Annotated in this window: 11 protein-coding genes and 2 tRNA genes; 5 read left to right on the top strand and 8 right to left on the bottom strand. The window is 63.3% G+C overall.

Going from position 1 to position 12,686, the window contains the following annotated elements; genetic code table 11:
• Positions 1-44: 44 nt before the first annotated feature.
• Positions 45-1,634 (bottom strand): sulfatase family protein, encoded by a 1,590-nt coding sequence (locus ACWCOO_RS05055; protein ID WP_446831865.1) that lies wholly within the window; start codon positions 1,632-1,634, stop codon positions 45-47.
• Between the two features lie 112 nt (positions 1,635-1,746).
• On the opposite strand from ACWCOO_RS05055, the gene ACWCOO_RS05050 reads away from it, so the two are divergent.
• Positions 1,747-2,817: a CDGSH iron-sulfur domain-containing protein gene (locus tag ACWCOO_RS05050; RefSeq protein ID WP_446831864.1), complete on the top strand. Its 1,071-nt coding sequence runs from the start codon at positions 1,747-1,749 to the stop codon at positions 2,815-2,817.
• Between the two features lie 4 nt (positions 2,818-2,821).
• On the opposite strand, the gene ACWCOO_RS05045 is transcribed toward ACWCOO_RS05050, so the two are convergent.
• The 5 genes from ACWCOO_RS05045 to pgsA form a co-directional block, all read right to left on the bottom strand.
• Positions 2,822-2,895, bottom strand: a tRNA-Cys gene (locus ACWCOO_RS05045).
• A gap of 48 nt (positions 2,896-2,943) precedes the next feature.
• Positions 2,944-3,018, bottom strand: a tRNA-Gly gene (locus ACWCOO_RS05040).
• 79 nt (positions 3,019-3,097) lie between these two features.
• Complete coding sequence (locus ACWCOO_RS05035) at positions 3,098-3,748, bottom strand: tetratricopeptide repeat protein (protein WP_446831863.1); 651 nt, start codon at positions 3,746-3,748, stop codon at positions 3,098-3,100.
• Positions 3,749-3,799: 51 nt separating this feature from the next.
• The gene (locus ACWCOO_RS05030) at positions 3,800-4,438 is read right to left on the bottom strand and encodes a hypothetical protein (RefSeq protein ID WP_446831862.1); all 639 of its coding nucleotides are present in this window, start codon (positions 4,436-4,438) and stop codon (positions 3,800-3,802) included.
• A 17-nt stretch (positions 4,439-4,455) separates the two neighbouring features.
• Entirely contained in the window at positions 4,456-5,022 is a 567-nt protein-coding gene (gene pgsA, locus ACWCOO_RS05025; RefSeq protein ID WP_446831861.1) for a CDP-diacylglycerol--glycerol-3-phosphate 3-phosphatidyltransferase, read from the bottom strand.
• Positions 5,023-5,132: 110 nt separating this feature from the next.
• Here pgsA and ACWCOO_RS05020 point away from each other — a divergent pair, with 110 nt between their 5' ends.
• Entirely contained in the window at positions 5,133-5,585 is a 453-nt protein-coding gene (locus ACWCOO_RS05020; protein ID WP_446831860.1) for a nuclear transport factor 2 family protein, read from the top strand.
• A gap of 13 nt (positions 5,586-5,598) precedes the next feature.
• On the opposite strand, the gene uvrC is transcribed toward ACWCOO_RS05020, so the two are convergent.
• On the bottom strand, positions 5,599-7,425 hold the full coding sequence (gene uvrC, locus ACWCOO_RS05015) for an excinuclease ABC subunit UvrC (protein WP_446831859.1): 1,827 nt from the start codon (positions 7,423-7,425) through the stop codon (positions 5,599-5,601).
• 12 nt (positions 7,426-7,437) lie between these two features.
• Entirely contained in the window at positions 7,438-8,790 is a 1,353-nt protein-coding gene (locus ACWCOO_RS05010; RefSeq protein WP_446831858.1) for a class II 3-deoxy-7-phosphoheptulonate synthase, read from the bottom strand.
• 52 nt (positions 8,791-8,842) lie between these two features.
• On the opposite strand from ACWCOO_RS05010, the gene ACWCOO_RS05005 reads away from it, so the two are divergent.
• The 3 genes from ACWCOO_RS05005 to ACWCOO_RS04995 are packed head-to-tail and all read left to right on the top strand — an operon-like array spanning position 8,843 to position 12,673.
• Entirely contained in the window at positions 8,843-10,483 is a 1,641-nt protein-coding gene (locus ACWCOO_RS05005) for an NfeD family protein (RefSeq protein ID WP_446831857.1), read from the top strand.
• A 10-nt stretch (positions 10,484-10,493) separates the two neighbouring features.
• Positions 10,494-11,246: a slipin family protein gene (locus ACWCOO_RS05000; protein ID WP_446831856.1), complete on the top strand. Its 753-nt coding sequence runs from the start codon at positions 10,494-10,496 to the stop codon at positions 11,244-11,246.
• Positions 11,243-12,673: an FAD-dependent oxidoreductase gene (locus tag ACWCOO_RS04995; protein ID WP_446831855.1), complete on the top strand. Its 1,431-nt coding sequence runs from the start codon at positions 11,243-11,245 to the stop codon at positions 12,671-12,673. The genes ACWCOO_RS05000 and ACWCOO_RS04995 overlap by 4 nt, the downstream gene beginning before the upstream one ends.
• Positions 12,674-12,686: the final 13 nt, after the last annotated feature.

The raw sequence follows: 12,686 nt of genomic DNA, 5'->3' as shown, positions 1-12,686 counted from the left end.
TTGGTGGCTTATGCGTCCCTTGGCGCGAGGGCGCGGCGAAGCCCTCAGCGATCGCGAAACACGGTCGGCGCCGGCTCCAGGAACGGCTCCCGCCAGCCCGGAAAGCGGTCGCGAAAAACGTCGTTGCGCCCATAGTGCTTGTCGAGAAGAATCGCCTTTGCCGATCCGCCATTCCAGAGGTCGTACTCGGGCGCCGAATAGCGCGAGAAGAAAGCCGTAAGCAGCCCGTCGAGATCTTCGATCACCGCCTTGTGGGCCGGGTCGCCGATCAGATTGCGCTTCTCGTCTGGATCGTTGACAAGGTCGAACAGCGTGTGCGGCTCATCGGTATCGAAACGCTTCATGTACTTCCACTGCGGAGTGCGCACCACGCGCACCGTGACGAACTCGAAGAACGCTATGTCCTCCCACTCCGGTTCCGCGCCGCGCAGCAGGCCGGCGAAACTTCTGCCCGGGGAGCGCTCGATAACCAAGTCTTTCAGGCCCAGGTAGTCGAGCAGAGTGGGGAACAGATCGAACTGGTTGATAAATTCCTTGCGCAAGCGGCCTTCGATCACCCGTCCGGGCTGCGAGAAGATCAGCGGCACTTCCATGTTTACCCCATGCACGGTAAACGGGAAGCTCCACGAGGTATTGCCCCACATGCCGCCGTGTCCGTAGCGGGCGCCCTGGTCGGAGGTATAGATCACCAGTGTGTTGCCGCGCATGCCGGTCTCTTCAAGCGCAGCCAGCACACGCCCTACCCCGTCGTCCACCATGGTGGTTTCCGCGGCGGTATTGATCATGGCCACCGGATTGTTGATCGCGTTGATCGCCGTCCACGCCGTGGTGCCCTCCTCGCGCATCTGATCGGTCGGCCCTCTCCCTCTGGCCCAGGCTTCAAGGTAGGGATGAATGGGCTCGTGCGGCATCGAAGGCGGATTTGCGCGGTAGCGTTCGGCATGCCGGTTGCGGGGCGGAAGCAGCACGGTGGGCGGCAGCATGTAGGGGCCGTTGTAGGACAGGTAGAGGAAGAACGGTTCCGCGGCGTCGCGGCGCGTTTCGAGGAACTCAATGGCCTTGTCTGTCCAAAAGTCGGTCAGGTGTTCCTCGACCCGGTAATGGCGTCCATTTTCGATCACTTCCTGGTCATAGAAGGTCGTGGTATGCCCGGCAGGAAACGTTACCCACCAGGAAAACCCCAACTGCGGATTTTCGTGCCGACCCAGGTGGTATTTGCCCACCAGGCCGGTGACGTAACCGGCGTCGGCGAGCGTCTGCGGAAGATTGCGGAATTCCTCGATCGCCGCCCAGTTGTCCAGTTCCGGCTGTCCCGGCAACGCCACGTGAACACCGGTCTGCGAGGGCATGAGTCCTGTCAGGAGGCTGGCGCGCGAGGGCGAACAAACACCGCTGGCCGCGAATGCATTGCGGAACAGGATGCCGGAGCGGGCCAGTGCGTCGATGTTCGGAGTCGCGATTTCCCGGTTGCCGTAGGCGCCCAGGAGCCTGGCTGGCTGGTTGTCGGCAATGATCAGCACCACGTTGGTGTGCGGAGGTTCTGCGTTACCCGCCTCGGCTGGCGACGGCTGTGCGGCAGTTGCGTCCAGGCTCAGGATAGCCAGCGCAACAAAAGCGGCGAGACTCTTGTGCATGGCGGGAAAGAATACTCTTATGCTCACTCCAAACGCAAAGGCGCCGGCATCGGTCAGACGCGGGCTAGAATCTTGTCGACCGGCATCGACCGGCGCCACTTGGACCACCGCCATGCGCAGCACAAAACAAGGGCCCACCATCGCCCAATACAAGCCCTATTACGCCGAACTGGCGAAAGGCAAGCGGTATTTCTGGTGCGCATGCGGGCGGTCGAAGAATCAGCCCTGGTGCGATGGCTCGCACAAGGGAACCGACTTCGTCCCGATCCCCTACAAGGCGCTGAAGGACGGCGAGGAAGTGCTGCTTTGCGGCTGCAAACACACCAAGGAAGCCCCGTTCTGCGACGGCAGCCACAACAACCTGCTGGAGGAATACGAAACCGAAGACCCCCTAAGTCCCGAGAACCGAGCTATCCCTGAGGCCGAAAGCGCTGCCCCAGGCCGTGTGGTTCTGGATGGCGGCTGCCAAGTCGCGCGGGTGCAAGAGCTGTCCGATGAGGGCACCGCTGTCATCAAGGTCCGCAAACTGATCGGCGCGGAGGACGGCGCGCGTCATCAGTCGCAGTTTCATTTCTCGCTCGGTCCCGGCCACCGACAAGCCATGACGTTTCCGGGCTGCCAAACACTGCTCTTTGTGAAGGACAGCGCAGGTCAACTGACCATCGGCCAGCGCAATTTTGCGCTCGCGCCCTGCACCGGCGCCTTCGTGCGTCCCGGCGAGGCGTTCGCGCTCAGCGCCGATCCCGACCAGCCCCTGCAGGTCTATGCCAGCACCTTCCCGCAGTCCGAGGGCCCGTTGTGGCTAGAGGAACTGCCGGAGCACTTTGATGCGGACTATCCGGACCGCACCTGCGCCATGGACAGAGCCAGCGCAACGCCCATGGCCGATCGTTTCTTCCAGGTGCTGATCGGCAAGAGCCAGGGCTTTGATAACGGCGCGCAGTTTATCGGCGAGATTCCGAGGTCCAAGGCCGTGGGCCACCGGCATCTGTACGAGGAGACCTTGATCGTGGTTTCCGGAAAGGGCTGCATGTGGACCGACTCCGTGAAAACACCGGTCGAGCCCGGCGACGTGATTTTTCTGCCGCCCAAGCGGCGTCATTCGCTCGAATGCACGAGCGCTGAGGGAATGCTGGTGGCCGGCGTGATCTACCCCGGCAACAATCCGTCCATCAACTACTGATTGTTGGAGGCCAGGGCCGGAATTGAACCGGCGTACACGGATTTGCAGTCCGCTGCATCGCCACTCTGCCACCTGGCCCGGATAGCGCGCGGCCTGGTCGTCAGACCTCCTGGCGCACGGGAAAGATGGAGCGGGAAACGGGACTTGAACCCGCGACCCCAACCTTGGCAAGGTTGTGCTCTACCACTGAGCTATTCCCGCTTCAAGACGAGTCAGTCTAGCAGCAAGCTCGCTCAAGGTTCAATAGAACCTGTTGCGCCTGCCGACCACGGGGAGAGCCTCAGGTCGCGCTTGAGTTTGCTTGCGATTCGGGCCAGATCCGCGACGCCTCCTTGCGCAGTGTGTCGATCAGCATGCTCCGGTAGTAGTCGCTCGTGGATTCCGCTGCCGACGCCAGAAAAGCGCGTACCGCAGCCGGGTCCACGGCCGCATCGCAGCCCTCGAATTCGCCGTCTATGGCGTAACGCGCGTAACCGACTTGGGCTGCCAGGCGTCCATATTGCGCGGAACGTCTGAGCAGTTTCTCTGCCCTGCACGAATCCCTGGATACGCCGCGGCTCCCCCGCACCAGCATATAACCGCTCACGAACAGCGCCTGCGGGTATTCCGCCGCGAGCGCCACCTCCCAATGCGGGTCAGCCTTGCTTGTCTGCCCGCTATAGACATAGACCCGAACCAACTGATATCTGAGCCGCGGATTCTCGGGGTCCGCAGCAACCGCCGCCTCGCAGGCTTCCGTTGCCGTCGCAAAGTTCATGTCGTCCTGCGATATACCCGGCACTATTGCGTCCGGGTCGGAAGGGTGCGCGGCCGCAAGGTCGCAAGGCGTCACTTCCCGCGAGTACGGGGAAGCGTCCCACGTAAGCGTCTCGGCTGCGCCCTCCACTCCCCAGAGCAAGCCACAAAGTGCTAGCAACAAAGTCATCCGCATGTTTTGCCTCCTTCTGTCAGCCTGCGCAGGCAGGACCCGACCTGTGAAACCCTACTGCTGCTCGCCTTCCGGCCACGCCTGGCCCACTTCCTTTCGCAGCATCGCAATCAGCATGCTCAGGTAATAGCCGCTGTTGGCGTCGGCGGCAGCGTCCAGAAAACCGGACATCTCGCGCGGGTCGATCGGCGTGTCACAGCCATCGAATTCGCCGTCCAGCGCATAGCGCGTGAAGCCGATCTGGCCCGCCAATCGGCCGTATTGCGCGGCGCGGCGCATCAGCGCCGCCGCCCTGCAGACATCTTGCGGCGCTTCGTTGATGCCCAGAAAATGCAGGTAGCCGTTCACGAACAGAGCCTGCGGATAGTCCGCCGCAATCGCCGCCTCCCGATGCGGATACGCCTTCTTGCCCTGGCCGCTGTAGCCGTACACCCGGGCCAGCTGATAACGCAGCCGCGGGTTCTCCGGATCCGCCGCCACCGCTTCCTCGCAAGCCGCAGTGGCCCCGTCGAAATCCATGCTGGATTGCGCGATGCCAGGGGAAACCGCAAAGGGATCGTCGGCATGCGCCGCAAGGCGGTCGCATTGCGTCACTTCCTGAGAATAGCGCGAAGCGTCCCACTGGAGCGGTTCGGCCGCGCCTGCGCCGGAAAATACGAGCAGTGAGGCACAGAGCAGTGCGATCTTCTTCACAATTGTTCCTCCGCGGGTTAGCCCGTCTCAGACAGGGGTGGGCGCATTTCGCCGCGCACACGCATCATGTAGAGCGCGCCGGTGAGCAGTGTCAGCGCCGCCGAAATCAAGAGCAGCGCGTAACCAAGCGGATACACGGGCAAAATCCAGAGCGGCGCCTCGTAGAGCATGCACGAAAGCGCCACCATCTGCAGGATGGACTTGTACTTGGCCAGCTGAATGACATCCACGCGCCCACGCTTTCCGAGCACCGCCATCCACTCGCGTAGCGCCGAAACCGCCACCTCTCGGCCGATGATCACGATCGCCACCAGCACCAACACCACGCTCGGCTTGGATTGCACCAGCACCAGCAAGGCGGCGATTACCAGGAGCTTGTCGGCAACAGGGTCCAGAAAGGCGCCGAAACGCGAACCCTGATCGAAACGCCGCGCCACCCAGCCATCCAGCCAGTCGGTGAGCGCTGCGGCGGCGAAAAGCAGGCCGGCCGCTGGCTGCGCCCAGGGCACGGGCAACAGGTAGATGGCGACCACGCCGGGCACGGCAACGATGCGGAACCAAGTGAGCAGAATCGCAAGATTCATGGCGCCACTATACCTAACCCCCAATCTCCCTGGTTTCCGGAATGCCGGATATTCGTGCAATATTAGGGTCAATCTCCGTTTTTCCGCTTGAGCCGCCGAGAGGATGCAAAGTGCAGGACCGGTCCGCCTACATCGACTTCATCGAGCGCCGCTACTTCGGCGCCGTATCGGCCGGCGATGTCAAGGCCGCGCTGCGTTGCTTCGCCGAAGATGCACAAGTCATCATCCGGCACGGCGACCAGCCCGAGCGCCGCTACTCGCCATCACCAGGCCCCGGCCAAGAACCTCTCGCGGACTTTTTCGAACACCTGTGCGCCAACTACGACTGCTGGTTTGGAGATTTCTCGCACACCGTGGATGCGGCACACAAGCGCGCCGCCAGTCGCTTCACGGTGCGCCTCAGCCCGCGAGCCGACGGCCTTTATGGCGAATTCCCGGCACAGACGCTGATGAACTCCAATTTTTTCGAATTCGCCGGCGAGCGCATTGCCTTCATGCTGATCTACTACGCCAACACCAGCGACAGCGACTCACCCAAACCCACCGGCTACCCTGCCCCCTGAGCCAGCGCCTTGGCTAATGGAGCGCGGCATGGATGCGCTGCGCCAGCTCCGGACCGATTCCAGGAAGCTTTCGCAGATCTTCCGGCGCGGCAGCTTCCACGCCGCGCAGACCTCCAAAATGGCGCAGGATTGCGCGGCGGCGCTTCGGTCCCAGTCCGGCGACCTCCTCCAGGACCGAGGTCTTGCGGGCCTTGCGCCGGCGCTGGCGATGCCCATCAAGCGCAAAGCGATGCGCCTCATCGCGGATGCGGACAATCAGCTTGAGGGCCATCGAATCCGGACCAGGCAGCAGTGGCCGCTCGCGATCGGACACGTAAATTCTCTCCCGCCCACTGCGGCGGCCGAAGCCCTTGGCCACCGCGGCCACCGGCATGTCGCCCAAGCCCAGCGCCTCAAGTTCATTGCGCGCGGCCGCGAGTTGCCCGCGCCCTCCGTCCACCAGAAGAAGCTCCGGCAAGGCGCCATCTTCGCGAATCCGGCGGCTGTAGCGGCGACGCACTGCCTCCGCAATAGCCCCATAGTCATCGCCAGCGGCGGCGGCCTGGATGTTGAAGCGCCGATATTCCGAACGGCTGGCGCCCTCGGCGGTGAACACCACGCAGGATGCAACAGGTGATTCCCCCGCCGTATGGCTGATATCGAAACACTCGATCCGCTCCGGCGGACGCATGAGGCGCAACTCTCGGGCCAAATGGCTGCGCTGCGCGGCCAGACCACGCGCGCTTTGCGCCTGCTGCAATGCCCCCGCCTGGGCATTCTTGCGCGCCAACTCAAGCCAGCGGCGGCGCCAGCCGCGAACCCTCCAGCGCACCGCCACGGCATGACCGCTCGCTAGCGTCAGGGCGCCCTCCAGCAATGCCTGGTCCTCGATGGCGGCGGTGCAGATGATCTCGCGCGGCGCGCGGCGCTCGAAGTAATGCTGTGCGATAAAGGCGCTGGTTATTTCACCCGGCGCAACTCCCGGCATCGCGCGCGGAAAGAACAGACGGCTGCCCATCAGCGTTCCGCGGCGAATCCAGAGCACAGCGACACAGTAGACGCCGCCGGATTCGACTGCCGCCACAACGTCCAGATCCCGCACCGCGCCTCCCGCCACGGCCTGACTGGCCTGGATCCGCTGCAGTGCGGCCACCCGGTCGCGCAACTGAGCCGCCCGCTCGTAGTCCAGGGCCTGCGAAGCCTGTTCCATGCGCGCCAGCAAATCCTCCAGCACCGCATCGCTCTTGCCTTCCAGAAACAACAGAGCCTGGCCAACATCGGCCGCGTATTCCCGAGCGTTCACCAAATCCACGCACGGTGCCGTGCAGCGGTTCAGTTGGTATTGCAGGCAGGGCCTTTGCCGGCGCCGGAAGTAGGAGTTCTCGCAGAGCCGGATGCGGAACAGCTTCTGCGCCTGACCTAGCGCGTCGCGCACCGCGGCGGCGTTGGAATACGGCCCCAGGTAACGGCCCTTACCGCGCCGCGCACCGCGATGAAAGGCAAACCGGGGAAAAGCCTCGCGGGTGGACACATAGACGTAGGGATAGCTCTTGTCATCGCGCAGATATACGTTGAAGCGCGGCCGGTGCTGCTTGATCAGGTTGCACTCCAGCAGCAGCGCTTCCTGTTCCGTGCCGGTGACCGTCACTTCCACGCGCCGGGTTCGGTCCATCAATTTGCGAATGCGCGGCTGATGGCTGCGGGAGCCGAAATAGGACGCCACCCGGCGACGCAGGTTCTTGGCCTTGCCTACGTAGAGGATACCGCCCTTGCGGTCCAGCATCCGGTAAACGCCGCAGCCCTGCGTGAGGCTTTGGAGAAACGGCTTGGGATCGAAGCCGGGCTCTGCGCCGGCGGTCATCTGCGCCCCGCCTTATCTTGAGGCCTGCTGCGAAATCAACATGGCCAGTTCCATGGCCTGCTCGTAATTCAGGCGCGGATCCACCTGCGTTCGGTAGCTCTTGTCCAGGTCCGATTCGCCCAGGCCCCGCGCGCCGCCCACGCACTCGGTCACGTTTTCGCCGGTCAGTTCAAGGTGTACGCCGCCCAGCCAGGTTCCCGCTTGCGCATGTGCGGCAAAAGCCTGGCCGAGCTCTTCTTCAATCCGTTCGAGCCGCCTCGTCTTGCGCCCGTTGGCGGCGGTCTCGGTGTTGCCGTGCATCGGATCGCACATCCACAATACGCGCGCGCCTTCGCGCTGCACCGCTTCGATCAGGGGGGGCAGAACTTCTTCCACCCGCCCCGCGCCCATACGGTGAATGAGCGTAATGCGGCCCGGCTGATTGTTCGGATTCAGCACCGTGAGCAGTTGCAGCAGCCACTCGGGGGTCATGGCGGGGCCGATCTTGATGCCCATGGGATTGGCCACACCGCGAAAATACTCGACATGCCCACCGTCGAGTTGCGCCGTGCGCATGCCGATCCACGGGAAATGCGTGCAGAGGTTGTACCAGAGGCCACGGTGCTGGAGCAGCCGCGTCTGCGCTTGCTCGTAGCTCAACAGCAAGCCCTCATGCGAGGTATAGAAATTGGTGCGCCGCAGCCGGCTCAGATCGCGCCCGGTGGAATGCTCGATGAAGTCCAGCGAGCGCGTGATTCGATCCACGATCGCTTCGTAGGCTTCCGCTTGCGGCGAATGCCCGACCCAGTCGAGATTCCAGTTCTCCGTATGGTGCAGGTCGGCAAAACCGCCATCCACCAGCGAGCGGATGAAATTTAGCGTCAGCGCAGCCCGCTCGTAGCCGCGCAGCAGCAGCTTGGGATCGGGCTCGCGGTCGCCCGAGGTGAACGATTGGCGATTCACGAGGTCGCCGCGGAAACTGGGCAGCGAAACCTCCTGTCTGGATTCCAGCGGCGCGGAACGCGGTTTCGCGTACTGCCCGGCCATGCGCCCTATGCGGATGACCGGCTTGCGCAAGCCGTAGCTCAATACCAGGCTCATTTGCAACAACACCTTGAGCCGCGCCACGATGATGTCGGAACTGCATTCCTGGAAGGTTTCCGCGCAATCGCCACCTTGCAGCACGAAGGCCTCGCCGCGTTGCGCGGTGGCGATCGACTCGCGCAAGGACTCCACTTCCCAACTGGTCACGATGGGCGGCAAGGCGGCCAGCTCGCGCAGTGCTGCGGCGAGCGCGTCCGCATCGCCGTAGGCCGGCTGCTGTGCGGTCTCGCGGCAGCGCCAGCTATCCGGGCTCCATTGCGCCGTGGCTGCGGTTTCGTTCACGGCGCGAATTTTAGCGGCGAATACCCGCGCGTGCTATGATGATTGCCCCTTTATGCAAGCGTTATCGCACCTCCGCAAGCTGCTTTTCCGCTCCGCCCTGCTGGCCCTTGCGGCCGCGCTTTTCTGGGCTGTAGCGGGCGCACAGGATACGCCCGATGAACCGGACCGGGACGAAACGCCCGGACTGGCGCTGGTGCTGACCATTGATGACGCAATCGGCGTGGCGACCGCCGAATATTTCGTGGACAGCCTGAAGGCGGCTCAGGAACGCAGGGCCAGCATTCTGGTGCTGGAACTCGACACCCCGGGTGGGCTGCTGGAGCCGATGCGCGACATGATCAAGGAAATTCTGGCGTCCGATGTTCCGGTGGCCGTGTTCGTGACGCCGAATGGAGCGCGCGCCGCCAGCGCCGGGACCTACATTCTCTACGCAAGCCATGTGGCCGCCATGGCGAAAGCGACCACCCTGGGCGCCGCCACGCCGGTAAGCATGGGCAATGCCGGCCCGGCGGACAGTTTGCCGGCTGCTTTCCTGCTGTGGCGCAGCGCGTCAGCGCAGAACGAGGGCGAAAGCCCAGCTGAGACCACAAACGGCGAGCAGGATGCCTCACCCGGCGATGAGCCCGCTCGCGAAGCGGACGGGGAGGCTGGCTCTAGCGGCGGCGAAGGAAGTACCGAACAGGCTGACGAAGTGAGCAGCCAAGGCGATTCGGAAGAGGACGCCACAGAAGAAGCTGAGGGCGAAGAAGACCTTGATGCCGAGGCGATGCGGCGAAAGGTGGTCAATGACTCGGTTTCCTACATCCGCACCCTGGCCCGCCAGCGTGGCCGCAATGCTGACTGGGCGGAGCAGGCAGTCCGCGAAGGCGTGACACTGGAAGCCACCGAAGCCGTAGAAATGAACGTGGCCGATTTCATCGCCAGCGATGTTCCGGACCTGCTGGAGCAGGCCGACGGGCGCGAGGTGGAGCTGGACGGCGAGACTGTTACCCTCAAGACTGCTAACGCGCAGATCGAACGGCTGGAACCCGGTTGGCGCACACGCCTGCTGTCGATTCTCACCAATCCGAGCGTCGCCTACCTGCTGGTCATAGTCGGCCTCTACGGATTGCTCCTGGAAGGCTACAACCCAGGCGCGCTGGTGCCTGGGATCGTGGGAGTCATCTGCTTGCTGCTCGCCGCCTATGCTTTGAGCGTACTACCGGTAAATTACGCGGGGCTGGCGCTCATGGCCTTGGGGGTGGGCCTTATCATCGCGGAGTCGATAACCCCCAGTTTCGGGGTGTTGGGATTAGGAGGCGTGGTGGCATTCGTTGTGGGTTCGATCATTCTGTTCGACACCGGTGTGCCCGGATTCGAGGCTCCACTGCGCCTGATCGGCGGCGTGGGGCTGGCGGCCGGACTGCTGATGCTGGGTCTGGTATTCCTGCTGGCAAGAAGCCGCCAGCGACCGATCGTGAGCGGTCGGGAAAGCCTGGTGGGCCGCCGGGCCGTGGCGCTGGAAGCATTCGAAGATGAGGGTCCGGTGCTGGTGCAGGGCGAGCGCTGGCAAGCGACCTCGGCGGCGCCGGTCGCCAAGGGACAGCGGCTCTACGTGCAAGCAGTGGACGGCCTGCTACTGGAAATAGCCGCCTCCCCGCCTGAGCGGAAGAGCAGGGCAAACTTGTTAACTGTATTTAGACAAACAGGATAAGGAGTTCATAATGTTCACATTTGTTATAGCTGGTGCCATTCTGCTGGTGCTCATCGTTGCATCGGTGCGAATTCTCGCCGAGTACGAGCGGGGCGTGATTTTCCTGCTTGGCCGGTTCTGGAAAGTCAAGGGGCCGGGCCTGATCATCGTGATCCCGCTTATTCAGAGGATGGTGCGTGTGGACCTGCGCGTGATCGTCATGGATGTGCCCACACAGGACGTGATATCCCGCGACAACGTTTCGGTCAAAGTGAATGCGGTCGTGTACTTCCGCATTGTCGATCCGGAGCGCGCCATCATCCAGGTCGCCAACGTGTTCGAGGCCACCAGCCAGTTGGCGCAAACCACTCTGCGCTCGGTGCTGGGCCAGCATGAACTCGACGAAATGCTCTCCGAGCGCGACAAGCTCAACCAGGACATCCAGGTCATTCTCGACCAGCATACCGATGCCTGGGGCATCAAGGTGTCCAACGTGGAAATCAAGCACGTGGACCTGGACGAAAGCATGATCCGAGCCATCGCCGCGCAAGCCGAGGCGGAACGCGCGCGGCGCGCCAAGGTCATTCACGCCGAAGGCGAGCGCCAGGCGGCCTCGCAACTGGCCGAAGCCGCGGAAAAACTTTCGGAGCAGGGACAGGCCTTGCAACTGCGTTACCTGCAGACGCTGACCGAGGTTGCCAGCGAAGGCACCAGCACCATCGTCTTCCCGCTGCCTATCGACCTCGTCAAACCACTACTCAGCCTGGCCGGGAAAAAAGCATGAAAGATAACTACGACATCATTGTTGTCGGCGCCGGTTCGGCCGGCCTGCCAGCCGCCATTTTTGCCGCCCAGGGCGGCGCGCGTGTATTGCAGATCGAGGCCGATAGCCGCGTGGGCGGCACCTTGTATTGGTCATCCGGCCAGATCAGCGCCGCCGGCACCCGCCAACAGGCCGCTCTGGGCATCGAAGACAGCCCCGAAGAGCATTACCAGGACGCGCAGCGGATCGCCCACGGCGGCATCGACCCGGTGCTCGGCCGGCTGGCGACAGGCAATGCCGCCGACACCCTGCATTGGCTGATGGATATCGGCCTCGAACTGGCGCCCGAAACTCCGGTGGCGGGCATGGTGCATGAGCCTTACGCCACGCGAAGATACGTGTGGGGGCACGAGCAGGCGATCTCCATACTCAAGGTGATAGAGCCCGTACACCGGGAACTGGTCGCTTCCGGGGCTATCGACTTGCGCCTGCAGACCCGCATGACCGGGCTCATTACGTCCGAATCCGGCGCGGTGATCGGCGTACGAGCCGAGTCGGCCGGACAATCGCTGGAATTCCGGGCACCCCGGGTGGCGCTTACCACGGGCGGCTACGCGGCCAATCCCGAGCTCTGGAATGAAGTCACACCTTGGCCGCTGCACTCGCACTGCAACCCCTATTCGCGAGGCGAAGGGATTATCGCGGCACGGGAGATCGGCGCCCAGGTCGGCAATACCGATAAGTTCCTTTGCACTTTCGCGGGATTTCTGACCGAACCGGGCAATCCGCTGAGCGCGTGGTTCTTCAGCCTCGCGCCAGCCTACCGCGCGCCCTGGGAAATCTACGTGGACGGCCAGGGCAAGCGTTTTCTGCGCGAAGATCATCCCAGCATTCATTACAGCGAATCCACGCTGCTGAATCAGCCGGGCATGCGCATGGTAATGGTGTTCGACGAAGGCATTCGTCAGAACGCACCGGAAATGGGAGTGCTGGACAAACAAGGGCGCGACTTAAGGCCCGAGTTCAATGCGCATCCCGCCTTCCAGAAAGCGGATACGCTTGAGGAACTGGCCAAGCGGTTCGATATTCCGCCGGCCAACCTGGCCGCCACCGTCAAGCGCTACAACGAGGCCGTGGACAAGAACGATGACCCCGAATACCAGCGCCTGTTCCTGCCGCGCCGCATCGAAAAGCCGCCGTTTTACGGCATTGAGGCGGTGGGCGTTACCGTGATCAGCCCCGGCGGGCTGAACGTGAACAGCGATTTGCAGGTCCTGGATGAATCGGGCGCGCCGATCAGCGGCCTCTATGCTGCCGGGGAGATTCTCGGCTTTACACGCTTGTCGGGCGCCGCTTTCGTGGGCGGCATGTCGTTAATGCCGGCCATGAGTTTCGGGCGTCTGATCGGGGAGCAAGCCGCCGCCCAATTGCAGGCCCGCGCGGCCTGAGCCCCCGCCGTCT

This window comes from Candidatus Foliamicus sp., from assembly GCF_965221325.1.
Lineage (GTDB): Bacteria > Pseudomonadota > Gammaproteobacteria > Steroidobacterales > Foliamicaceae > Foliamicus.
The sequence above is the reverse complement of the archived record's forward strand: the minus strand, read 5'-3'. Positions and strand labels throughout refer to the sequence as shown.